This window comes from Nocardiopsis sp. CA-288880, assembly GCF_050955985.1.
Taxonomy (GTDB): Bacteria; Actinomycetota; Actinomycetes; order Streptosporangiales; family Streptosporangiaceae; genus Nocardiopsis; species Nocardiopsis tropica.
In genome coordinates, this window is sequence record NZ_CP192105.1 from 5,143,517 (window position 1) to 5,166,524 (window position 23,008).

The window sequence follows — 23,008 nt, forward strand, 5'->3', positions numbered from 1 at the left end:
GACCGCCGGGGGCAGGGGGCGGTACGTCGCGGAAGGGGTGTCCGCCGGGCCGGGCGGCCCGGTGCGGGGCGGATCCGCCCCTACGGAAAGTACCCGCGGGAGCACGCAACGAACACCCGTCGTCCGTCCGGTCCGCGGCGACGGGCAGGCCGCCGTCCCGGAGAACGGGTGGCGCGGCCGTGGCCTTCACCCCCGTTCGCGGAACGGGATCCTCTACTCTGTGGTACTTTATAGTGGTACCTAATGCCACGAAGTACCGAGGAGAAGCCGGAGGGCTCCGCGATGGACGACCTGACGGAGATGCTGAAGGGCACGCTCGAGGGCTGCGTGCTGGAGATCATCGGCGGCGAGGAGACCTACGGCTACGCCATCACGCGGCGGCTGAACGAACTCGGCTTCGCCGACGTCGTCGAGGGGACGGTCTACACCATCCTCCTGCGGCTGGAGAGGAACGGGCTCGTCCAGGTGACGAAACGACCGTCCGGGATGGGGCCGCCGCGCAAGTTCTACGCGCTCAACGACGCGGGGCGCGCGGAACTCGCGACGTTCTGGGCGAAGTGGGAGTACCTCTCCTCACGCGTCGACGAGCTCAGGAAGGGTGGGAGATGAACCTCTGGGAGACCATGACGGGCAGCGACCTCACGAGGGAGTGGAAGGCGTTCGAGGTCCGGGCCGAGGCGTTGCCGGACGGCCACCGGGCGGCGTGGGAGCAGATCAAGACCCACCTCTTCCCCTACTCGGGCTTCACCGGCCGCAACCTGGTGCCGATCCTCGACAGCGCCCTGGGGCTGCTCGAGGAGACGGCGGCGGACGGGCAGGACGTCCATGACGTGCTGGGCGACGACATCGCGGGCTTCTGCGCGGCGCTGGCCGGCGGAGAGGGGTCCCGGAGCCACCGCGACCGGTGGCGCGAGCAGTTGAACCGCAACGTCGCAAGGAAACTGGGCAGGCTGGGAGGCTGACATGGGCGTCCAGGACATCATCGAGGGCAAGAGGCAGTGGCGGGCGCACGTGGCGCGGGTCAAGGCGCTTCCGCCGGACTACCGGATCGTCTACAAGGAGATCCAGAGGTACTTCTTCAAGGTCGGACCGGTCGATCTGGCCGACGGTGACCTGCTTCCGGGGATCGTCGAGTTCTTCGAGGAGGGCGCCGCGGCCGGCAAGGGGGTCCTGGAACTCATCGGCGACGACGTCGCCGCCTTCTGCGACGACCTGGTCAAGGACTCGCGCACCTACGCGGACCTCTACCAGGAGTCCGTCGGCGAGGGGTCCGGCGCGGCCGGCAAGGAGGGCGAACCCGGAGGAGGCCGCGGCTGAGCCCTCCAGCGCGGCCCCGGGCGGGTGCGGCCCCGCGGTTCCCGGGGCCGCACCCGGTTCAGGGGCACGGGCCTCCGTGCCGCTTCGTGGGCAGGCCGCAGGGCCGGATCCCTCCGCGCGAACGCCCGCACGGGACCTCGGAGGGCACGGGGTCCGGACGGCCCGGGGCGGGGCGGGCGTGCCGCGCCGGCCCCGGGCCCCGGGGGTTCAGCCGAAGTGGTGCGCGGGCGCGGCGGGGACCTCCACCGGCAGCGCGAACACCGCGCCGTCGCCGGCCCCCGGGTCCGTGAGCCCCACGGTCGCGGAGGTGACCATGAGCACGGGCTCGCCGTCCCCGACCACGCACACGCTGGTGGGCTGCTCGGCGGGCACCTCCACCACCCGGTCCAGCGTGCCGTCGGGCGCGTAGCGGTGCACGCGCCCCGCACCCCAGACCGCGACCCACAGGTGCCCCTCGGCGTCGACCTGCATGCCGTCCGGGCTGCCCTCCCCGACGCGGGCCAGCACGGTCCGCTCCCCGGGCAGGCCCTCGGCGTCCAGTGCGTAGGCGTCGATGCGCCCCTCCGCGCTGTCGGCCAGGTACATCACCGAGCCGTCCGGGGCGAAGGCGGGGCCGTTGGGCACGGTGTAGCCGTCCAGGACGCGGGTGACCCCTCCGGCGGGGTCGGCCCGGTAGAGCGACCCGGCCCCGGGGGTGCCGTCGTAGGCCATGGACCCCGCCCAGAACCGCCCGTGCGGGTCGCAGCAGCCGTCGTTCATGCGCATCGGCGTGGCCGCGCCGTCCTCGGGGCGGCCCAGCCACTCCACGGCGGCGGATCCGCCGCCGGTGCCCGTCAGCAGGGCGATGCCGGTGCCCGCCGCCGCCACGAGGGCGCCGGCGCGGTGCCGGACCGGGGCGACCGCGCCCAGGGGGACGTCGAGGGCCGCGAGTTCGTGGGCGGGCCCCGGTGACCCGGGGGCCAGTCTCAGCAGGCGGCCCCGGAGGATGTCCACCATGAGCAGGTCGCCGCCGACCCAGCGCAGCCCCTCCCCGAGCTCGAAGCGGTCCTCGCTCCAGACACTGACCACCGGTTCCATCGGTCCCCCTACCATTCCGCGAAAGATCCGTCCTCGTGACTCCACACCGGCGGACGCCACCGGTGCCCCACCCGGTCGGCGCGGCGCACCGCGTCCTCGTCCACCTCCACTCCGAGCCCGGGGGCGTCCGTACGGTGGATGTTCCCGTCCGGGAAGGCGAAGACTCCGGCGTCCACGACGTAGTCGAGCATTTCGGCGTCCTTGTTGTAGTGGATGCCGATGCTCTGTTCCTGGATGAGGAAGTTGGGGGTGGCGAAGGCGACCTGGAGGCTGGCGGCCAGGGCGACCGGGCCCAGCGGGCAGTGCGGGGCGAGCACCGCGTCGAAGGTCTCGGCCAGGGAGGCGATGCGCCGCACCTCGGAGATGCCGCCGGCGTGGGACAGGTCGGGCTGGGCCACCGCGATCCCGGCCTGGAGCGCGGGCAGGAAGTCGGTCCTGCTGTACAGGCGCTCGCCCGTGGCGATCGGCACCGGGCTGCAACGGACGATGTCGGGGAGCAGGTGCCCGTACTCGGGCAAAAGCGGCTCCTCGGCGAACATGGGGCGCAGCGGCTCCAGCAGCGGCAGGACCCGGCGGGCGGTGGCGGCGTTGAACCGGCCGTGGAAGTCGACCGCCACGTCGCGGTCGGGTCCGAGGACGTCGCGCACCTGGGCCAGGCGGTCCACGATGGCGTCGATCTCGCGGACGGTGGCGGAGCGGCCCATGACGCCGGAGGCGTTCATCTTCACGGCGGTGAGGCCGGACTCCACCCGCGCGGAGACCGCGTCGGCCAGCTCCGCCGGGTCGTCGCCCCCGACCCAGCCGTAGACGCGCACCCGGTCGCGGACCGGGCCGCCCAGGAGCTGGTGGACGGGGACCCCCAGTCGCTTGCCCGCGATGTCCCACAGGGCCTGGTCGAGTCCGGCGACCGCGCTGGAGAGCACGGGGCCGCCCCGGTAGAACGCGGCCTTGGTCAGGCGCTGCCAGTGGTGCTCGACGGGTGTGGGGTCCTCGCCGATGAGGAGGTCGGACAGCTCCCCGACGGCGGCCCGCACGGTCTCGGCGCGGCCCTCCACCACCGGTTCGCCCCAGCCGACGACCCCGTCGTCGGTCTCCACGCGGCACAGCAGCCACCGGGGCGGGACGAGGAACGTCTCGATGCGGGTGATCCTCACTGGGGCTTCTCCAGATCGTCGTCGTGTGCGCCTTCTCCGGTGGCGCGGAGGAGGTCCTCCCTGGCCTGGTCGAGCAGGGAGCGCATGGCCTGCTCCGCCGCGACCGGGTCCCCGGCCGCGACCGCCTCGGTGACGGCGGCGTGGCTGGGCACGGGGTCCTTGTGGGCTCCCCCGTGCACCAGGCGGTCGCGCTCGGAGAGCCCGGCCGCGAAGAAGACGTCCGTGCGGGTGTACAGCTCGTTGCGGGTGGCGGCCAGCAGGGCGCGGTGCCAGCGCAGGTCGGCGTCGGCCGCGGCCTCGGGGGTGGCCTCCCCGGACTCGGCCATGTCCGCCACGGCCGCGCGCAGCGCCGCGACGTCCTCCGCGGTCCCGCGCAGGGCGGCCAGGCGGGCGGCGGCCGGTTCGAGGGCCTCGCGGAGTTCGGCCAGGTTGCGGAAGAACACGTCCCCGGCACCCGCCGCTATCTGCCACCTGACCACGTCGGGGTCGAGCAGGTTCCAGTCCGCGCGCGCCCGCACGAAGGTCCCCTTGCGCTGCCGGGAGCCGACCAGGCCCTTGGCGGCGAGGACCTTGATCGCCTCGCGGATCGCGGTGAGGCTGAGGTCGAGTTCGTCGCTGAGGGCGGCCAGGTCGATCGTCTCGCCCTCGGCGATCCGGCCGGAGAGCACGCGCTCCCCCAGCAACCGCACGGTCTGGCCGTGGACCCCGCGCCCCGAGTAGGCCGCCATCAGTTCCTCCCCTTCCGGTGCGTCACGACGACGCCTTGTAGATACTCCACCCTCCGTCGACCGGCAGGCTCACCCCGGTGACGTAGGAGGCCTCCGCGGAGGCGAGGAAGGAGATGGCGGAGGCGACCTCCGCTGGGTCGCCGAAGCGCCGGGCGGCGGTCTGGGCGACGCTCTCGCGCCGGTCCTCCTCGCCCACCCCGTCCCAGGCGGAGGTGAGGATGGGGCCGGGCAGGACGCAGTTCACGCGCACGCTCGGGCCGTACTCGACGGCGAGCTGCCTGGTCAGGGCGGTCAGGCCGCCCTTGGTGGTGGCGTAGGCGGGGCGGCCGGGCAGCCCGAACCAGGCGTGCACGGACGACGTGAGGACGACGCTGCCCCGCTGGGCGGTGAGGTCGTCCAGGCAGGCGCGCATCCCCAGGAACGCGCCGGTGAGGTTCACCGACAGCTGGCGCTCCCAGGAGGCGAGCGTGGTCTCGTGGGCCGGGGCGACCTCGACGGTGTAGGCGTTGGACACCAGGACCCCCACCGGGCCGAACTCCGAGCGGGCGGTCTCGACCAGGCGTGCCCAGTCGCCCTCGTCGGACACGTCGGCGCGGACGGCGACGGCCCGGCCCCCGTGCGCGCGGACGCGCTCGGCCGCCTCCTCCACACGGGGCGAGAGGTCGGCCAGCACCACCGCGGCGCCCTCGTCCGCCAGGCGGCGGGCGGTGGCCTCGCCGATGCCCTGGGCCGCGCCGGTGACCACGGCGGTGACCCCGTCGTGCCTGCTGTTCGTCATGTCACTCCTGGTCCGGGTGGTGGTCGTGGGTCCGCGCGCGGTCGGCGGACGCGGGTGTGCCGGGGCCGTGGGCGGTTCCCGGCCGGGGTCCTGCGGGCTCCCCCGCCGGGGCGCCCCCGTCGTGTGTTCCCTCCCGCAGGGCCGTGAAGACCGCGGGAGGGGCCGGGTCCGCGCCCGGGGCGGTCCCGGGGCCGGACGGCTGCGACCAGTAGCCCTGCGGGGTCACTCCCAGGACGGGTCCGGCGGTCGTGCCGAAGCCGAACTCGACGGTGAGGGCGGTGCTCTCGCCCGGGGCGATGACGGTGAGCGGGCCCAGCGCCTCGCACTCGACCACCCTGTCGACGGGGCGCAGGCCGCCCAGGTGCTCCAGGGGGTGCTCGACGGGGTACTCCAGCCACACCTCGACCCGCGACCCCTCGTCGGGGTAGGCGGCGCCCTCGTCCACGGCGAAGCGCTGGGTGAGGGTGCCGGCCGCACCCACGTGGGCCAGCCAGCCCGAGGCGGTGGGGAAGCCGACCTTGCCGACGACGTCCTGCGCGGGCACGCGCACCACCGAGGGGGTGTGCTCGGCGGTCGCGGGGTTGGCGTCGCCCGCGACCAGGGGCACGGTGTGCGGGCCCCCGCCGCGCACGCCGACGTAGACCCCGTGGCCGTGCGCGTCCGCGGGCGTCCCGCCGTCCGCACCGCCGGGTCCGTCGCCGCCGTCGATCTGGGTGACGTTCCACAGGGCCCACTCGCGCGGGACCCCGGAGGCGTTGACCGCCTCCAGCTCCAGGCGGTAGCCGGAGGCCCCGGGCTCCAGGGTCAGGCGCCGGACCAGGCGCAGCCCCGAGCGCGGGTCGTCGCCGCTGGTCATGGTGAGGGTGGCCGATCCGTCCGGGGCCGTGGAGGTCTCGGCGGCGTAGGCCCCCGAGTCCAGGACCGGGTCGGGCGGTCCGGCCCACTGGCCGGGGCCGTCCCACCCCTGGGGCGCGGGCCACGTCTTGTCGCCGCCCACGTTGTGCCACGCGCTCATCGGCCCGCCGACCGGGCCGAGCACGACGCCCGGGAGCGGCTGGAGGTCCTCCCCCAGCAGGCGCGGGTTGCGGTACAGGTGCTCGCGTCCGAGGTGGCGGACGGACAGGATCCGCCCGCCCAGCGCGGGTGCGGCCGTCACCCTGAGCAGCCCGTTGTCGAGGACGACGAGCTCGTGCGCCCCGGAGGCGTCCCGTTCGACCGTGACGGCCCCGGTCACGACCGGTCCCCGTCCACCAGGACGACCTTGCCCCGGCTGCCGCCGGCGGCGAGCCGGTAGGCCTCGTCCGCGTCGGCCAGCGCGAAGCGGTCCGAGACCACGCGCTCGGGGCTCAGCCCCCACCGCACCAGGTTCTGCGCCAGCTCGGCCATGGCGGGCAGGGAGGTCACCCAGGACGCGTACAGGGTGAGCTGCTTGTGCAGCAGGGTGTCGGAGACCTCCGTCTCCAGGGTCCCGCCCTCGCCGACCAGGGACACGCGCCCCCACTCGGCGGCGTTCTCCAGCGCCAGGGAGCGGCCGGGGCGCGATCCGGAGCAGTCGATGACGGTGGCCGCGCCGCGTCCGCCGGTGGCGCGGCCGACCGTCTCGGCGGCCTCCTCGGGCGAGGCCAGGGCGTCGAAGACGCCGAGGCCGGCGGCCCAGTCGCGGCGCACCTTCGAGGGTTCGACGCCGATGACGCGGGCGGCGCCCATGCCGCGGCCGATCATGCCGGCGGCCAGCCCGACGGGGCCCAGGCCGACGACGAGGAGGTCGCCGTCGCCGTTGACCGCGATCCGGCGCAGCCCCTCGTAGGCGGTGCCGAACCCGCACGCGATGAGGGCCCCGTCCACGAAGGACAGCTCGTCGGGGAGGGGCACGCAGGTGGACTCGTCGGCCAGCAGGTAGCGGGCGTGGCCGCCGTCGCGCTGCCACCCGTAGGCCGCGCGGGAGGGGTCGGTGCAGCTGATCATGAACCCGCGGCGGCAGTTGTCGCAGAGCCCGCAGCCGGCGATGTGGTAGACGATGACGCGGTCCCCGGCGCCGAAGCGGCGGCAGCCCGGCCCCGCCTGCACGACGGTGCCGGAGGGCTCGTGGCCGGCGACCACGCCGCGGTAGGCGGGGCCGTCGACGCCCCGGTGGGTCTTGTGCTCGTGGTAGATGAACCCGATGTCGCTGCCGCAGATGCCGGACGCGCCGACCCGCAGCAGGACCTGCCCGGGGCCGGGCTCGGGCACGGGCAGGGTGTCGACGACGGCGGTGGAGTCGCCGGGCAGGCGCACCCCGGGCATGGTGTCCGGGAGCGGTTCGGTGGTCGCGTTCATGGGTCTCCCCCGTTTCTTCGTGCGGACGGCGTACGGCCGGGGCGGTGTGGCGGGCCGCCCCGGCTCGGGTGGGGCGCCCGCGGGACCGTGCCGGTCCCGCGGGCGCTCCGCTAGGTGAGTCTGTGGGCGGACTCGCGCCTGCTGATGATGACGTTGACGAGGACGGCCGCCACGATGATGAGGCCGCGCACCACGTCCTGGAAGAACGAGTTGACCCCGAGCAGGACCAGCCCGTTGGCGATGACGGTGATGAAGATGACGCCGAGGAAGGTCCCGCCGAGGGAGCCGCGCCCGCCCGCCAGGGCGGTGCCGCCGATGACGACGGCGGCGATGACGTCGAACTCCAGCCCGGCGGCGGCGCCGCCGTTGCCCGACCCCAGCCGGGCCGCCATGAGCACGCCGGTGATGGCGGCGAGCAGGCCGGTCGTGGCGAACAGCGCGATCCGCACCCGGGAGACGTTGATCCCGGCGAGCCGGGCGGCAGCGGCGTTGCCGCCGGTGGCGAAGACGGAGCGGCCGTAGGCGGTGTAGCGGGAGACGTACGCGAAGACCGCGAACAGGACCAGCATGATCACCGCGGAGGTCGGCACGCCCAGGATCGAACCGCCCAGGACGTCGAACACGGCGCTCTCGGGGAGCGGGACGGGCAGGGCGTCGGTCATGTAGAGGGCGAGGCCGCCCAGGACGCTCCACAGTCCGAGCGTGGTGATGAACGAGGGGACGTTGAACCGGGCGCGCAGCCACCCGGCGAGGGCTCCCCACAGGACGCCCATGACGAGGGTGAGGACGATCGCCCCGCCCACGCCGATGTTCCACTCGGTGGCGCCCTTGGCGACGATGACGGACGCGAAGGCGACCGCCGGGCCGATGCTGATGTCGATCTCGCCGGCGACGATCACCAGGGTGACGCCCCAGGCGGCGATGCCGATCATCGCGGCGTTGCGCAGGAGTCCGAGCTGGTTGTCCAGGCTCAGGAACCCGGCGGCCGTGGAGCCGAGCACGACGTAGAGGAGCACGATGGCGGCCAGCAGGCCGATCTCGTTGAGACGGGGGCCGAAGCGGCCGATGAGGTCGCCGCGGGCGGAGACCGCCTCGCCGGTGACCTGGGTGGTGGTGGTCATAGTTCCTCGCCGTTCACGCCGCCATCGCGGCGGCCATGATGTTGTCCAGGGTGATGTCGTCGCCGGTGAACTCGCCTTCGAGGCGTCCGCCGCGCAGCGCGAGCACGCGGTCGCACACGAGGGGCAGCTCCTCCAGTTCGCTGGAGACGAAGACGACCGCCGCGCCCGTGGCGGCCAGTTCGCGCACGATGCGGTAGATCTGGGCCTTGGCCTCGACGTCCACGCCCCGCGTGGGCTCGTCCAGGAGCAGGATGCGGCTCCCGGCGTGCAGCCAGCGGCCGATGACGGCCTTCTGCTGGTTGCCGCCGCTGAGGTTGACGATCGGGGTGTCGGGGCGGGCGGCCTTGATGGAGAAGCGCTCGATGAGCCCGCCGCCGATGGCCGACACCCGGGAGGGCAGGACCGTGCCCGCCCTGGAGGCGCCGCCGAACCAGGTCATCACCATGTTCTCGGAGACGCCGAGGAGCGGGACGACGCCCTCGCCCTTGCGGTCCTCGGGCGTGATGCCGACGCCGAGGCGCTTCATGGTCCGCGGCGTGGGCCTGGCGACGGGCGCGCCCTCGACCTCGATCGTCCCGGTGGCGGGGGTGAAGCCGGCCAGCGCGCGCAGGATCTCGGTGCGGCCGGAGCCCATCAGCCCGCCCAGGCCCAGGACCTCGCCGGGGTGGACGTCGAAGGAGACGTCGCCGACCTTGGGCGGGACGGACAGGCCCCGCACGGACAGCAGCGGGGTCCCGGAGCGGTCGACCCGGCTGTCGGGCCTCTCCTGCTCCTGCTCGTCGTGGCCGAGCATGAGGGAGACGATCCGGGCGGTGGTGGCCCCCTTGACGGGGACGGTCTCCACGACGGTCCCGTCGCGCATGACCGTGACGGTGTCGGCGACGCGGCGGATCTCGTCCAGGCGGTGGCTGACGTAGATGACGCCGACGCCGCTCGCGGCGACGCGCGTGACCGCCTCCAGGACGATGTCGGCCTCGCCCGCGGCGAGGGCGCTGGTCGGCTCGTCCAGGATGAGCAGGCGGGGGCGCGAGCGCAGGGCGCGCGCGATCTCCACGAGCTGCTGCTGGGCGAGGGGCAGGTCGCCGGCCGCGGCGGCGGGGTCGATGTCGACGCCGAGTTCGGCGAAGGCCTCGCGGGCGCCGTTCCTGATGGCGGCGTGGTCGACGCGCCCGGCGGTGGTGGGCCACGTCCCGAGGTAGAGGTTCTCGGCGGCGGACAGCTGCGGGACCAGGCTGAGCTCCTGGTAGACGGTGCCCACGCCGAGCTCGGCGGCCCGGCGGACGCCGCCCTCCCCGAGGGGCGTGCCGTCGATCTCGACCTCGCCCGCGTCCGGGGTCTCCACCCCGGAGAGCATGCGGATGAGGGTGGACTTTCCGGCTCCGTTGCGGCCGAGCAGCGCGCGGACCTCTCCGGCGCGGACCTCGAAGTCGGCGCCGTCCAGGGCCCTGACCCCGGGGTAGGTCTTGGTGGCGGCCCGGGTGCGGGCCACGACCGGCGCGTCGGCCGCTACCGGGGAGGTGTCGCTCATGGGTGCTCCACTGGTGGGACGGGTGGGACGGGTGGGATGGCTGGGGTGCGGGTCGCCGGTCACGGAATGCCGTCCGGGTGCTCCTCCAGCCACCGGGAGCCGTCCTCCGGCGTGGTGTAGAGGTCGATGGGGGCGTTGGTGACGAACTCGCCGCCCTCCTCGCCCGCGATGATGTCCTCGACCGTCTGCCCGGCCATGCGGCCCACCGCGATGCCGGAGATGTCGACGTTGGCCTTGAGGACCGTGTGGTCGGCCAGGGCGCGTGCGGCGTCGGTGGACATGTCGCTGCCGAAGACGACGACGTCGCCGTCGCGGCCCCGGCTGTGCACGGCGCGGACCGCGCCCATGGTGGCGCCGCCCGCCTCGCCGTAGAAGGCGTCGAGGTCGGGGTGGGCGGTGAGGACGCGCTCGCCCACGTCGACGGCCTCGTCGATGGTGGCGCCCTGCTGGTTGGCGACGATCTCGGCGTCCGGGAGGCGGTCGAAGAGCGCCTCCTCGAAGCCCTCGCGCCGCTGGACGCACACCTCGACGAACTCGCAGTTGAGGACGGCGATCTTGGGGTCGTCGACCTTCTCTGCCTCGAAGTGCTCCGCGGCGGCCTCGCCCAGCAGGCGGCCGAACTCGTGCGGGTCGCCGAGGATGTAGGAGGTGACGTACTCGCGGGCGGCCTCGTCCTCGATGCAGGTGTTGTAGCAGACGACGGGGATGCCGCTCTCGTGGGCCAGCCGCAGGGCGGGGATGGAGGCGGTGGCCGAGACCGGGGACAGGACGAGCACGTCGACGCCCGCGGAGGCGGTCACGTCCACGAAGGTGCTCTCCTCGGAGGCGTCGCCGCGGGCGTTGAGCTCGAGGAGCTGGAGTTCGCGCCCGGACTCCTCGGCGTGGTCCTGCATGCCCTGGCGGACCCCGGCGTAGTAGCCCTGGGCGTCCATGTAGACGACGCCGATGCGGCCGTCCTCGCCGAGTCTTCCTCCGGCGCACCCTGCGAGCGTCACCGCGCACACGGCTACCGCCAGTGCGGCGAGCGCGCGCCCGCGGAAGCGCCGCGGTCGTCTCTCCATGGGGGACCTCCCTGATATGTCAGCGCCCGCTCTCACCTGCGCGGACACCTCTGTGGCTCGCTGAGAGCATGCCACCGTGACGTAGGTAACGTCAAGAATAAATACTAATTAATTATTTTTTCCAGAAGTGGGGGCGACCTGCGGACGACGGCGGAGTGACCCCGGGTGACGGCGGGGAGCGCGCTCGGGCCGGGAGGACACGCGGACGGAGTGCCGCGGAGGCCGGGGATCCGGACACCGGGGGCTGCGCACGGGGCGCGGGACGCGGGCCGGGCGGAAGGCTCCGGGAGTACGGGGGCGCGGAGGCTCGGGGGGAGCCCGGACCGGCCCGGCGGGCAGAGACCTCCGAAGGGGCGGGGCGTGCGCCCGGTCGGTCCCCGGCGAGGCCGGGGTGGACGCCGGGCCCGTCGGACAGGGCGCGGCCGATCCGCGCATCGGTCCCGGCCCCACGACACGACCGGTCCCGCCGACGGGTCGGCGGGACCGGTCGCGCGGGCGCTCCCCCGTCAGGCCTGGGAGGTCGTGCCGCCGAAGAGGACGGCGGGGATCACGTGGGTCACGACCCCCATGCCGGTGTGGTCGGCGGCGGCGGCAGGGGCGATCGCGGCCCCCGCCAGGGCGGCGGACAGGGCCAGGGTTGCCAGGACGCGGCTCATGGGACTCCTCCGGTTGACACAACGATGGTGACTCAGAGTAACAAGGCAACCCCTGGGAGTTGCGCAGGTGCGCCGCGGCGAGGACACGGGGCCGTGCCGCGCGGCGGCCGACGCAGCCCCGTTCGCGCCCGCCGCCGGGAGGACCCGGAGACGGACAGGGGCCGCCGGGAGGGGACGGACATCGGGTCCGGCCCCGCTGGGTAGCGTGGGACTGGCGGTGTACAGAGGACCACGTCGGCCGGCGCCCGGACCCGCGGGCGTTCCCGGGAGTGCCGAGGGGCGGCCGGCGACGGCGTGGGCGCCGCCACGGGGATCGCCGGAGACCTCGGCGGGACTGCGGGGCAGCCCTCGTCGAGGCGGCCGGGGCCGCCCCGGAGGCCGCGCCGCGGACGAGTTCCGCGAGCGCCGCGGTGGCGCCGGCGGTCCCGATGGCGGCCGCGCCGGGACTGCCGTGGCGGCACCGGAGTCGAGGAGGGGGCCGATCGTCGCGCATCCGCCGGGAGGGCCCGGGGCACGGCCGGAGGGCCGGTGGCCGCGGGCCCCGACGGCCCGGCCACACCAGAGGACACTGACGCCCGATTCAGGGTCATTCACGTAGAGTTACCGAGCAACTACTTGGCGATGACACGCCACCACACGCACGGGGGACGAGACGAGATGACACACGACTTTCCCGACGACCGCGGCAGCGACCCCGGGTCCTTCGACGAGTTCTTGGCCCGGTTCCTCGGGGCCCGGGGCCCGGTCCGCCGCGTGGACCTGTCCAAGCTGATGAGCGCCGAGGCCCAGGAGGTGGCCGACGCCGCGGTGCGCCGCGCCCTGGAGGCCGGCGGCGCCGACGTGGACACGGTCCACCTGCTGTGGTCCCTGCTGCGCCACCAGCCCACGCGCGAGCTGGTGGGCCGCACCGACGCCGACACCGACCAGCTCACCGCGGTGATCGACCAGGCGGTGGCGCAGGCGCCCCGGACGGTGCGCGGGTCGGCCAGGCTCACCCCGGCCGCCAAGAGGGCCCTGCTGGACGCGCTCCAGATCGCGCGGGCCACCGGCAGCTCCAGCATCACGCCCGAGCACCTGCTGTTCGCCCTGGCGGTCAACCCCGACAGCCCGGTGAGTCAGCTCATGCGCGACTCCGGGATCACGCCGCCCGCGCTGCAGAAGGCCGCGGGCCCCGTGCCCGCCGCCGACCGGGGCGAGGAGGAGCCCTCGGCCACGCCCACCCTGGACGAGTACGGCACCGACATGACGGCGCTGGCCCGGGAGGGGCGCCTGGACCCGGTCGTGGGCCGCGACGACGAGGTCGAGCAGTGCATCGAGGTGCTCGCCCGGCGCCGCAAGAACAACCCGGTGCTCATCGGCGACCCGGGCGTGGGCAAGACCGCGATCGCCGAGGGCATCGCCCAGCGCATCTTCGACGACGACGTCCCCGAGACCCTGCGCGGACGCCGCCTGGTCCAGCTCGACCTGGCCGGGATCGTGGCGGGCACGCGCTACCGGGGCGACTTCGAGGAGCGCCTCACCGCGATCGTGGACGAGATCCGCGCGCAGTCCGAGGGCCTGCTCATCTTCATCGACGAGATCCACACGATCGTGGGCGCCGGGGCGGCCGAGGGGTCGATGAACGCCGGGAACATGCTCAAGCCCGCGCTCGCCCGCGGCGAGCTGCACGTCATCGGCGCGACCACGGTCGACGAGTACCGCAAGAACATCGAGAAGGACGCCGCGCTCGAACGCCGCTTCCAGCCGATCCAGGTGCCCGAGCCGTCGGTGGAGGACACCGTCGAGATCCTGCGCGGCCTGCGCGACCGCTACGAGGCCCACCACCAGGTGCGGTTCAGCGACGAGAGCCTGGTCGCGGCGGCCGAGCTGTCGGACCGCTACGTCACCGACCGGTTCCTGCCGGACAAGGCCATCGACCTGGTCGACCAGGCGGGCGCCCGGGTTCGGCTGCGGCTGAAGACCTCCAGCTCCGCCCTGCGCGACCTGGAGAACAGGCTCAGGGAGCTGGAGGAGCAGAAGGACAGGGCGGTCCAGGAGGAGGACTACGAGCGGGCGTCGGCCGTGCGCGACGAGATCTCCGCCGCCCGGAGCTCGATCCACCAGGCCCGCGGCACCGGCTCCGCGGTGCCGGAGGTGACCGGCGACGACATCGCCGACGTGGTCTCCCGCAGCACCGGCATCCCGGTCTCCCAGCTCACCCAGGAGGAGCGGGACCGGCTGGTCAACCTGGAGGAGGTGCTGCACACGCGGGTGATCGGCCAGAACGAGGCGGTCACGGCGGTCTCCGAGGCGATCCGCCGCTCCCGGGCCGGGCTGGGCGACCCCGACCGTCCGGTGGGCAGCTTCCTGTTCCTGGGGCCGACCGGCGTGGGCAAGACGGAGCTGGCCCGGGCGCTGGCCGAGGCCCTGTTCGGGTCCGAGGACGCCATGGTGCGCATCGACATGAGCGAGTTCCAGGAGCGGCACACCACCAGCCGCCTGACCGGCGCGCCTCCCGGGTTCGTCGGCTACGAGGAGGCGGGCCAGCTCACCGAGGCGGTGCGCCGCAACCCCTACTCCGTGCTCCTGCTGGACGAGATCGAGAAGGCGCACCCAGACGTGTTCAACCTGCTGCTGCAGCTGTTGGACGACGGCCGCCTGACCGACGGCCAGGGGCGGACGGTGGACTTCCGCAACACGGTGGTCGTCATGACCAGCAACCTGGGGTCGGAGGCGATCACCGGCGGCGGCCCGATGGGGTTCACCGCCGACGGGCAGATGGACCCCGACACCGAGCAGCGGGTGATGCGGCGGCTGCGCGAGGAGTTCCGGCCCGAGTTCGTCAACCGGATCGACGAGGTCATCGTCTTCAAGCAGCTCGGCAACGAGGAGCTGGCCCAGATCACCCGGCTCATGCTGGAGAGCCTCGAACAGCGGCTCAGGGCCAAGGACATCACGGTGCGGTTCACCGACGAGGCGGTCGCGTGGCTGGCCGAGCACGGGTACCAGCCCGCGTACGGCGCCCGGCCGCTGGCGCGCACGATCCAGCGCACCGTCGGCAACCGCCTCTCGCGCATGGTGCTGGACGGTCAGGTCGTCCCGGGCGACCGGGTGATCGTGGACGCGGGCGACGACGGGGACCTGCGGATCTCCACCGCCCCCGCCTTCTGAGGCGGGCCGGGACGGCCGGGGCGCGCCGCGGTCCCGGCGCGCCCCCGCGTGCCCGGCGCCCCCGGCGGGAGGCGGCGCACCCTTCTCCCGGTGCGCCCCCTCACCGCCCGGGGCGGTCCCCGCCGCGTGCGGCGGCCTCCCCGGCAGGGGGCCGCCGCGCGGCGGGGGTCAGGCGGCGCCGCTCTCCCGGATCCGGTCGCGGATCCACTCGCCCGCGGGCTTGAGGGAGTCGCTGCCGGTCCAGGGCCCTCCGGCGGCGCAGGTGCCGGTCTCGAAGACCGCGCCGGAGCGGAAGTCGTCGGAGAAGTTCCAGTTCACCCAGCTGATCTGCTCCTCCTCCATGAGGTCGAGGTAGGCCTGGGCCGACGCGAAGTCGTTGGGGCCGTCGCCCGTGGCCTGCTGGGTGCCGAACTCGGTGACGAACAGCGGGAGCTCCTGGGCGGCGGCCCGGAACGCCTCCCGGTAGGAGCCGTGGGTGGCGGCGTAGAAGTGGAAGACGTACATGATGTTGTCGGCGTCGACCGGGTCGGCGGTGATCTCGGTGTGGTCCGAGCCCTCGGACATGCCCAGGGAGGACCAGGCGCGGGTGCCGACGAGCACGACGGCCTCGGGGTCCTCGGCGCGGACGACCGGGATGATCTCCTCGGCGTAGCCCTTGATCGCGTCCCAGGAGACCCCGTTGGGCTCGTTGGCGATCTCGTACAGGACGTTGTCCTTGTCGGCGTGCACCGAGGCGATCTCGGAGAAGAAGGTGCGGGCGCGCTCGGTGTTGTGGTTGGGGTCGCCGGGGGTGAGCATGTGCCAGTCGACGATGACGTACATGCCGCGGGCGGTGGCCTCCTCGATCAGCTCGTGGACCCGGTCGGTGAACCCGCGCGGGTCGGTCTCGTAGCCGTCCTCCTGGATGTACATGGACACGCGCAGCACGTCGGCGTTCCAGTCGTGGGCGAGCGCGTCCAGCGATCCGTCGGTGAGGCAGTCGCTGTACCACTGGAGTCCGTGCGAGCTCATCCCGGTGAGCTGGACCGGGTCGCCGTCGCTGTCGCAGAGCTTGACGCCGCAGACGGCGAGCTGCCCGTGGGTGTCCGCGGGGCCCGCGGCGGCCTCGGGGCCGGAGGGCGCCCGGGTCTGCCCGGTCGAGGCCAGCGCCGCCCCCGTGGGGCCGTGCGCCCCCGCGAGGACGAGGAGCGCCACGGCGAGCAGGAGCGCTCCCACGAGCGCGGCGCCGGCGGGGGTCCGGCGTGTGCGGGCGGGGGTCGGGGGGTGGTGCGCCACGGGCTTCCTCCAGCGGGGTGGCGGCCCGGCGCGGTCCGGGGGAGGACGTCGCACCGAACCGGAAGGAGTCTTTTCTTTTCTCGCAACCTAGACTTCGGTCACGGAGCGGTCAATCCCCCTTACGCGACGAATACGCACCCTTCCCGTGCGCCCCACCGCCCGGCCCCGGCGCTCCCCGCGACCGGCCGCGGCGGCGGACCGCGGACAGCGCGGAGCCCGCGGGCGCGCCGGGAGCGGCGCGTCCGCGGGCTCGGCCACCGGGCCCGGCCCCTACCGGGACCGGCCCGTCCTCAGGCGGGTTCGGGCTCGGGTTCCGGGCCGGGCGGCTCGGGTGTGGGCGCGGGCCCCGGGGGCTCCGGCAGCGGATCCGGCGGGGACGGGGGGTCCGGCATCGGGGTCGGGGGGAACGGGTCCGGCGGCATCGGCGGCATCGGGTCCGGGTAGCGCGTGGCAGGGGCCGGAGTGCCGTCACGGGTTCGTGCGTTCATGTCTCCTCCTCACTGGTCGTCCTTGCGGGCCCGGCGCGCGGGCGGGCCGCCCGCGCGCCGGGCCGGCTCAGCCCCCGGCCCTGAGCCGGGGCAGGATCTCCTTCCGGTAGAACTCGAAGAAGCCCTCCTGGTCGTCGCCGACCTGGCAGACGTACACCTCGTCCACCCCGGACTCCAGGTACGGCCTGATCGCGGCGAGGTGTGCCTCGGGGTCGGGCCCGCAGGTCACCTGCTCCGCCGCCATCTGCTCCGTGACCAGCCCCTCGGTGAGCTGCTGGAAGTGGCGGGGCAGGGGGAGGATCTGGGCCGCCTCCCCCTGCAGGGCCTCGTTGGGCCACCGCTCGTGGACCAGGCGCCGGGCCCGCGCCTCGTCGCGGTCCCAGCAGACCTTGAGCCCGCCCTGGACGGGTTTGCCCGCGCCCCCCTCGGAGCGGAACCTCTCGACGGTCTCCGGGCTGGGGGCGACCTGGATCAGGCCGTCCGCCTCCCGCGCGGCCAGCGCGGTCGCCTTGGGACCGAACGCGGACATGTAGACCTTCGGCGGCTCCTCGGGCAGCGTGTACAGGCGCGCGGTGTCCACGTCGTAGTACTCGCCCCGGTGGGTGACGAGCTTGCCCGTCCAGAGCTTGCGCATCACCTCGACGGCCTCCTCCAGCATGGCGATGCGCTGGGCGGCGGGCGGCCAGGGCAGTCCGAGGATGTGCTCGTTGAGCGCCTCCCCCGTGCCGACCCCCAGCGTGAACCCGCCCCTGACCAGGGCCGCCGAGGTCGCGGCGGCGTGCGCCACCACCGCCGGGTGCATGCGCGTGGTCGGACAGGTCACCGCCGTGGTGACCGGCAGCGCGGTGGCCTGGCCGATCGCGCCGACGACCGACCACACGAACGGGCTCTCCCCCTGGGAGTCCAGCCACGGGTGGAAGTGGTCGGAGATCCACAGTGCGTCGAACCCGGCCTCCTCGGCCCCCTGCGCCTGGCGGACCAGGCTCGCGGGACCGTGTTCCTCACTGGCGAGAAAGTATCCGAAACGCGTCACGTCGCCATCCCCCGATCGCCGTCGCGGCGGGCCGGGCCCGAGCACCGTCTGCGGCGCGGGCCCGCACCCGGCCGCCTACTCCCGTTTCTGGTTGAGTCTCCTGGTCGCGCGCTCGTTGAGCGCGGTGGGCGCCTTGAGCGCCTGGTTGACGAGGCCGTGGTCGGCCTCCCTGCCGGGCCGCTCCTCGACATGCTCGGGCGGGGCGGGCAGGAGCCGCGCCATGATCCCCATGGCCCGCTGGACGAGGGCCGGGGAGAGCCCGCGGGCGACGATGACCGCGCGGGCCAGCGGGGTGAGCACGAGGTGGCTGCGGCCCCGGGCGGTCGCCTCGGCGATCCGGGCGGCCGCGCGCTCGCCGCTCACCGAGACCAGCGGGAGGCCCGCGCCCAGGGAGAACCACGAGTACTCGCGCTCGGGGTCGCCGGTGAACACCGCGGCCTTGTGGGACCCGGTGCGCATGAGCCCGGGCACCACCGTGGTGACCTTCACGCCCCGGCCCGCCACCTCGGCGCCCAGCCCCTCGGAGAGGGCGACCTCGGCGAACTTGGCGCACGAGTAGGGCAGCAGGTGCGGGACGCTGAGGTGGCCGCCGATCGAGGTGATGGTGACGAGGCGTCCCCCGGTCCTCTCCAGCGGGCCGAGCGCGGCACGGGAGATGTGCAGGGGCGCCCAGAACATCGTCTCCATGGCGTCGCGGAAGTGGTCCTCGGTCAGCACCGACTGCGGCCCGACCTGGATGATGCCCGCGTTGTTGACGACGATGTCGAGGCGGCCGAAGCGCGCCGCCGCCTCCTCGACCATCCTCTCGGCCTGCCCGGCGTCGCGGACGTCGCACCGGACGCCGTGCGCCGTGACCCCCCTGCGCACCAGGTCGGCGACGGCGCGGTCGAGCTCGTCGCGGTCGCGCGCGCACACCACGACGGAAGCGCCGCGGGAGCCGAACTCCCGGGCCATCTGGAGGCCGAGCCCGCGGGACCCGCCCGTGACCAGCACGACGCGCCCGGTCAGGAGCGTGGTGCGGTTCCGGCTCACGGCGGCGGCGGTCAGGCCGACCGCGGCCCCGGCCACCGCCCACGGCACGACCCCCGGGCGGCGGCGCGGCCGGGGCTCGTGCCCGCCCCGGAGGCGGGACACCGCCCACCGGGTTCCGGCCAGGGCCAGGACGGGCTTCCAGCGGATCACCGGGCCCTCCCCCCGGGGTCGCCGGTCTCCGTGGATGTACGTGGCACCACCGTCATGTCACTCCCCGTGTTCGCTGTACGCCGGTCGGGGGATGTGGGTATACGGCTACCCGCCGCCCCTCGGACGAAAACCGCAGGTGGGAACCCATGGGAAAAACCGGGCTCCCGGCTTGCGGGCGCGGGCCCGGGGGCGCCCCCGCGTCCCCCGGACCCGGGCCTCTCGCGACCGCCTACTGGTTGCCGGGCTGGTAGTCGCCCTTGGGCTTGGCGGGCTGGGCGGGCACGCCGTGCGGCGGCGGGCTCGCCTGGGGCGCGACCGTGTCCGTGTTCACGGGAGATCCCCCGGCGGCCGGCCCCGGCCGCTCCGGCTGGAACCGCTGCGACCCCCCGGACGGCTCGGCGCCCTCCTCCAGGCCGTGGAGCCGGTTCTTGAGGATCTCCAGTACGCCGGTCCGGTCGGCGTGGGCCTCCTCGTAGGCGATGAGCCGTCGCATCTGCTCCGCGTCCAGCGATCGGACCCTGTGCTGGAGCGTGGCGATCGGCAGTCCCTCGTAGCCCTCGATCGGGGGTGTGTCCTCGTTCACCGCGTTCACTCCCCTTCTGCTCGACGATGGGGTGTAGGGGTTCGGCTACCCGGGCCGGGGCGCGTGAAACCGGCGGGAGGGCCGCGGAGAGGCGCCGGAGGACGGGGACCGACGGGCCCCCGAGGGGGCGAACCAGGTAACCACCGGAGGCTCTCCGGGGATGGCTGGGGGTGGTCCGACCGCACTGGCAACGATGCTTGCCGAAACCCAGAATTCGAACATTCGCCCCTCCTTCCTCACCCCTGGAAGCCCCCTGTGACCGCGCCGCCTCCTGTATCGCACCCGGCGCCCATGGTCCGCGTGAAGGGCCGATACGCCGTGCTCGTGGCGTGGGCGGGCACCCCGCCCGGGGGTTGCCGGCCCGGTTCACCCGAGTCGGGCGGGAGGCCGGCGACGCGGCCCGGTGACGCTGGGAAACCGCCGAGGACGACGCCACCGACGGCCAGCCGTTGCGTGGGCAGCTCGGTACATGGCCCGCGAGGACCGGGAGCCGCCGCAGGTGCCGTGGACACGGCATGCCGTACACAAGAAGGGCCGCTCCCCTTCTGCGGGGAAACGGCCCGTGGCCGGCAGCTGTGGTCGCTACTCGCTGTAGAAGTCCTGCAAGTGCTGCTTGAACTCCTCGTCCTCGGGCAGCTCGCCCTCGGGGGTCACCGCGTTGGCGGCGGCGGGCAGCTCGCGCGCGAGCCGGTCGGCGTACTCCTGCACGCTCATCCCGGCCTCTCGCGCCGCCTCCTCGAGGTCCTGGTCGTGCAGGACCTCCAGCAGCTGTTCCCCGGTGATCGGCTGGTTGGGCGTCTCGGCGCTGACCCAGGACCCCACCTGGGCAGCGAACCCGTGGTCGGCCAGGAACAGCAGCAGCTGCCCCATGTCGATCGCGTTGATCTCCGAAGTCTCCGCGCTCACTTGGCGCCTCCCTTGGCCGCGTCCGCCTTGAGTGCGTCCTGCATGGCCTGTACCTGCTGGGCCGCCTGCGTGGCCAGCTCCGCCAGTTTCCTCAAGTTCTCGCGCACCTGCGCGTTGTCACGTATCTGGTTGGCCATCGCCTGCGCGGCCCCTCGTTTCGCCGCCACTTTGACCATGGTCCACACCAGGCTCTTGAACACTCAACCCCTCCTCGAAGATCGGGTCGCGCACCGCACGACCACCAAAGAGGGTAACGGAACGAACGCAGACAGTCATGAAAAAGAGCAGACTCGCCCCTCCGACGCCGACGTCCGAGCCTTCCGCCAGGGGGCGCCGGGAGGAGTCGTCTCGATTTCACCGAGACGTCCGGCGGGGGTCGGGGATTGAGGAACATCCGAACAGGATCCGGCGCTCGGCGCGGGTTTCCGTTCCGATGCTCCTCAACCCCTGTCGTGTCCGGGGTCATGAGTGGGCAAGGCGGGCCTCCGCCGTTTCGGGTCTCAGCCGGAGACGCGGGCCACAACCCGAGCATAGCGCTCGGCCTGGACGTCGGCGTACGCCCACATGGTCGGCGCCGTCGTCCCGATCGGGGAGACCCTCCCGACCGCCCCGGCCCCGTGGACACCGGGTGGCACGCTGGTGAAGACGATGTCCGGATGACGCTGGGAGAGCTCGTGCCGGGTGGCCATGACCGTCACAGCGGCCGGATCCGCCGCCCCGTCGACCCCCCTGCGGTACACGTGCTCGCGGTGCAAGGAGTGGAACCCCAGGGGCGGCCTGTACTGCCGGGCCTGCGGAGCCGAGCGGCCCCAGGGGGCCCACTGCTCCCGAAGCTGCCGGTGACCGCGAGGGGACCGGAGTGGATCACCGAGCCCTACACCCTCAACCCGGGCGGCAAGAGCCTGCTCACCGTGTTCGGCGGGGAGCACTCCCTCGGCGGGATCGCCGACTACGAGGCCAAGGAGACCACCGACGAGAACCCGGACCGCCTGTCACTGGTCCAGCGGACCACCTGGGCCTACCTCCGCCACGCGCTCGGCGTCGAGGACGCCTCGTGGGGCTCGGTGCAGCGGCCCCTCGCGCAGAGCACCGCCCCGCTGGGCCGGACCGAGTCCAAGTGAGTCCCCGGCGCTGAGCTGCCGACCCCCGTCTCGGATCACGGCAGGATCGGGAGCGCCCGCATCCGTCAAACGGGGTTGACGCACCCCCGGTGAGAGCGGTTACCGGAGCTCAGAACCAGGTGATACCGGCATGAACCACACCGGATGATTGGACCACTCCGAACGGGCGGATCGTCCTACCTCCTGACCTGCGAAAACTCTGACCCATTGCCGTTTTCCGGCGTACTCGGTCCGCCCCCGACCCGTGGAGGCGGCGCCCGGGGCGGGCCGGGGCGCGCGCCCGTGTAGGGGCCCTTCCGGGCCGCGGCGTGCGCCGCGGCCCGGTCCGGCCGGTCAGCGCAGCACGAACTCCCCCCGCGGACCGCGCAGGACCGCCTCCAGCAGCGGCGCGGGACCGGTCGCCACCTCCAGGTCCGCGCCCAGGGCCCGCAGCGCCGGTTCCAGCGAGCCGGGGTCGGGGTGCTCCGCGCGCAGGGAGACCAGTTCGAGGGCGGGCAGGTCGCCCAGACCGGGCTGCGGGGTCCGCCCCCAGTCGATGAGGAACGGCACCGGCGCGGGATAGGCCGGCAGTTCGCGTCTGGCGAGCAGCCAGCGCAGGACCGCTCCCCCGGGGGTGGCGCGCGACCACGGCTCGATCCCGCCGGGGTCGTGCCCGACCGCGCGGGCCCGCTCCACCGCCGCCTCCAGGCCGCCGTCCACGCGGACCGCGAAGGCGGCGAGTCGGGGCCCCTCCAGGTCGGCGATGCCGAACACGCGGACCGGGCCGGGGTCGCCGCGCTCGGGGTCGGGCCCGATGACCTCCAGGTAGTACGGCGCGCGGGCCCCGTCCACGGTCAGCGCGACGAGCGCGTTCGCCGTCCCGACCGGGTGGGAGCCGCCGCGCGCGGGGGCCACGCCGGTGCGCGCCTCGAACGCGGCCACTCCCCCGGCCAGGTCGGGCACGGTGTACACGAGGTGGTCGAGCGTGGGTGGAAAGCTCATCCGCTGGTCCTTCGCCGTCGTCGGCCGGTCGTTCCGGCCCCCCCAAGGACACCACGGCCCGCGGGGACGGGGTGCGGACGGCGCCGGGATGTGCGCGGCCGGGACGGTCCCGTGCCCGCCGGGGCCGGCCTCGGGCGGGGCGCCGCCCGCGCTCCCCGCACGCCGAAGGTCGGCCCCGCCTCCGGGGAGGCGGGGCCGACCGTCATCGGGACGGCCCGGCCGGGGAGCCCGCGCTCCGGCACGGACGCGCCCCCGGTGTCACCTCGCGCCGCTGCGGACGCCGGACACCCCGGCGCCCTTGGGGCCGGCGGTGTAGGTCACCTTCTCGTAGGAGACCCTGCCGTCGTCGGTGACCACACTGCGGACCACGGTGATGCTGGCCCCCTTCGGCCCGGCGAAGGAGTCCTGACTGTGGAATCGGGCGTCGGCCGAGGCCACCGCGGGCGCGCCCAGGGCGATGCCCAGGGCGAGGGCGGTCGTGACCAGGGCGCGGGACGAACGAAGCATCGTTCCTGCCAATCATGTTCTGAGACGGAAAAAGGCTCCGGCGCGG

Annotated in this window: 24 protein-coding genes; 5 read left to right on the forward strand and 19 right to left on the reverse strand. The window is 74.2% G+C overall.

Features of this window, described 5'->3' with window-relative positions:
- Positions 1-282: 282 nt before the first annotated feature.
- The 3 genes from ACQPYD_RS22435 to ACQPYD_RS22445 are packed head-to-tail and all read left to right on the forward strand — an operon-like array spanning position 283 to position 1,317.
- On the forward strand, positions 283-609 hold the full coding sequence (locus ACQPYD_RS22435; protein WP_267950435.1) for a PadR family transcriptional regulator: 327 nt from the start codon (positions 283-285) through the stop codon (positions 607-609).
- Positions 606-962, forward strand: coding sequence for a DUF1048 domain-containing protein (locus tag ACQPYD_RS22440; RefSeq protein ID WP_433697548.1), 357 nt, complete (start codon positions 606-608; stop codon positions 960-962). The genes ACQPYD_RS22435 and ACQPYD_RS22440 overlap by 4 nt, the downstream gene beginning before the upstream one ends.
- A gap of 1 nt (position 963) precedes the next feature.
- On the forward strand, positions 964-1,317 hold the full coding sequence (locus ACQPYD_RS22445) for a DUF1048 domain-containing protein (RefSeq protein ID WP_433697549.1): 354 nt from the start codon (positions 964-966) through the stop codon (positions 1,315-1,317).
- Between the two features lie 207 nt (positions 1,318-1,524).
- Here the strand turns inward: ACQPYD_RS22445 and ACQPYD_RS22450 are convergent, their stop codons facing one another.
- The 10 genes from ACQPYD_RS22450 to ACQPYD_RS22495 all read right to left on the reverse strand — a co-directional run bounded on the left by ACQPYD_RS22450 (position 1,525) and on the right by ACQPYD_RS22495 (position 11,736).
- Complete coding sequence (locus ACQPYD_RS22450) at positions 1,525-2,394, reverse strand: SMP-30/gluconolactonase/LRE family protein (protein WP_433697550.1); 870 nt, start codon at positions 2,392-2,394, stop codon at positions 1,525-1,527.
- A gap of 8 nt (positions 2,395-2,402) precedes the next feature.
- Entirely contained in the window at positions 2,403-3,548 is a 1,146-nt protein-coding gene (gene dgoD / locus ACQPYD_RS22455) for a galactonate dehydratase (protein WP_344179350.1), read from the reverse strand.
- A complete protein-coding gene (locus ACQPYD_RS22460; protein ID WP_267945478.1) occupies positions 3,545-4,276 on the reverse strand; it encodes a FadR/GntR family transcriptional regulator in 732 nt (243 codons plus the stop codon). Before ACQPYD_RS22460 ends, dgoD begins: the two co-directional genes overlap by 4 nt.
- A gap of 22 nt (positions 4,277-4,298) precedes the next feature.
- Positions 4,299-5,054 carry an SDR family NAD(P)-dependent oxidoreductase gene (locus ACQPYD_RS22465; RefSeq protein ID WP_433697551.1) on the reverse strand — a complete coding sequence of 252 codons (756 nt, stop codon included), beginning with the start codon at positions 5,052-5,054 and terminating at the stop codon, positions 4,299-4,301.
- Position 5,055: 1 nt separating this feature from the next.
- On the reverse strand, positions 5,056-6,288 hold the full coding sequence (locus ACQPYD_RS22470; protein ID WP_433697552.1) for a hypothetical protein: 1,233 nt from the start codon (positions 6,286-6,288) through the stop codon (positions 5,056-5,058).
- A complete protein-coding gene (locus ACQPYD_RS22475) occupies positions 6,285-7,370 on the reverse strand; it encodes a zinc-dependent alcohol dehydrogenase family protein (protein WP_433697553.1) in 1,086 nt (361 codons plus the stop codon). Before ACQPYD_RS22475 ends, ACQPYD_RS22470 begins: the two co-directional genes overlap by 4 nt.
- 110 nt (positions 7,371-7,480) lie before the next feature.
- A complete protein-coding gene (locus tag ACQPYD_RS22480; RefSeq protein ID WP_402913102.1) occupies positions 7,481-8,491 on the reverse strand; it encodes an ABC transporter permease in 1,011 nt (336 codons plus the stop codon).
- 13 nt (positions 8,492-8,504) lie between these two features.
- Positions 8,505-10,019: a sugar ABC transporter ATP-binding protein gene (locus ACQPYD_RS22485; protein ID WP_433697554.1), complete on the reverse strand. Its 1,515-nt coding sequence runs from the start codon at positions 10,017-10,019 to the stop codon at positions 8,505-8,507.
- Positions 10,020-10,078: 59 nt separating this feature from the next.
- Entirely contained in the window at positions 10,079-11,080 is a 1,002-nt protein-coding gene (locus ACQPYD_RS22490; RefSeq protein ID WP_433697555.1) for a substrate-binding domain-containing protein, read from the reverse strand.
- A 506-nt stretch (positions 11,081-11,586) separates the two neighbouring features.
- Positions 11,587-11,736, reverse strand: a complete 150-nt coding sequence (locus ACQPYD_RS22495; protein ID WP_433697556.1) for a hypothetical protein — start codon at positions 11,734-11,736, stop codon at positions 11,587-11,589.
- A gap of 657 nt (positions 11,737-12,393) precedes the next feature.
- Between ACQPYD_RS22495 and ACQPYD_RS22500 the strand changes: the two genes are divergently transcribed.
- Positions 12,394-14,886, forward strand: a complete 2,493-nt coding sequence (locus tag ACQPYD_RS22500) for an ATP-dependent Clp protease ATP-binding subunit (protein ID WP_433697557.1) — start codon at positions 12,394-12,396, stop codon at positions 14,884-14,886.
- A gap of 168 nt (positions 14,887-15,054) precedes the next feature.
- Here ACQPYD_RS22500 and ACQPYD_RS22505 read toward each other — a convergent pair whose 3' ends face one another.
- From ACQPYD_RS22505 to ACQPYD_RS22535, 7 genes are all read right to left on the reverse strand, one after another.
- On the reverse strand, positions 15,055-16,161 hold the full coding sequence (locus tag ACQPYD_RS22505; RefSeq protein ID WP_433697558.1) for a glycoside hydrolase family 5 protein: 1,107 nt from the start codon (positions 16,159-16,161) through the stop codon (positions 15,055-15,057).
- 555 nt (positions 16,162-16,716) lie between these two features.
- A complete protein-coding gene (locus ACQPYD_RS22510; RefSeq protein WP_433697559.1) occupies positions 16,717-17,682 on the reverse strand; it encodes a TIGR03557 family F420-dependent LLM class oxidoreductase in 966 nt (321 codons plus the stop codon).
- A gap of 75 nt (positions 17,683-17,757) precedes the next feature.
- The gene (locus ACQPYD_RS22515) at positions 17,758-18,864 is read right to left on the reverse strand and encodes an SDR family NAD(P)-dependent oxidoreductase (protein WP_433697560.1); all 1,107 of its coding nucleotides are present in this window, start codon (positions 18,862-18,864) and stop codon (positions 17,758-17,760) included.
- Between the two features lie 229 nt (positions 18,865-19,093).
- Positions 19,094-19,447 carry a hypothetical protein gene (locus ACQPYD_RS22520; protein ID WP_433697561.1) on the reverse strand — a complete coding sequence of 118 codons (354 nt, stop codon included), beginning with the start codon at positions 19,445-19,447 and terminating at the stop codon, positions 19,094-19,096.
- A 582-nt stretch (positions 19,448-20,029) separates the two neighbouring features.
- Positions 20,030-20,353, reverse strand: a complete 324-nt coding sequence (locus ACQPYD_RS22525; protein ID WP_433697562.1) for a YidB family protein — start codon at positions 20,351-20,353, stop codon at positions 20,030-20,032.
- On the reverse strand, positions 20,350-20,553 hold the full coding sequence (locus ACQPYD_RS22530; RefSeq protein ID WP_433697563.1) for a hypothetical protein: 204 nt from the start codon (positions 20,551-20,553) through the stop codon (positions 20,350-20,352). The genes ACQPYD_RS22525 and ACQPYD_RS22530 overlap by 4 nt, the downstream gene beginning before the upstream one ends.
- 300 nt (positions 20,554-20,853) lie before the next feature.
- Positions 20,854-21,108: a hypothetical protein gene (locus tag ACQPYD_RS22535; protein WP_433697564.1), complete on the reverse strand. Its 255-nt coding sequence runs from the start codon at positions 21,106-21,108 to the stop codon at positions 20,854-20,856.
- A gap of 84 nt (positions 21,109-21,192) precedes the next feature.
- On the opposite strand from ACQPYD_RS22535, the gene ACQPYD_RS22540 reads away from it, so the two are divergent.
- Entirely contained in the window at positions 21,193-21,474 is a 282-nt protein-coding gene (locus tag ACQPYD_RS22540) for a hypothetical protein (RefSeq protein ID WP_433697565.1), read from the forward strand.
- Between the two features lie 333 nt (positions 21,475-21,807).
- Here the strand turns inward: ACQPYD_RS22540 and ACQPYD_RS22545 are convergent, their stop codons facing one another.
- Together ACQPYD_RS22545 and ACQPYD_RS22550 are read right to left on the reverse strand one after the other, a co-directional pair.
- A complete protein-coding gene (locus ACQPYD_RS22545; protein WP_433697566.1) occupies positions 21,808-22,455 on the reverse strand; it encodes a VOC family protein in 648 nt (215 codons plus the stop codon).
- Positions 22,456-22,713: 258 nt separating this feature from the next.
- A complete protein-coding gene (locus tag ACQPYD_RS22550) occupies positions 22,714-22,962 on the reverse strand; it encodes a hypothetical protein (RefSeq protein WP_352984852.1) in 249 nt (82 codons plus the stop codon).
- Positions 22,963-23,008: the final 46 nt, after the last annotated feature.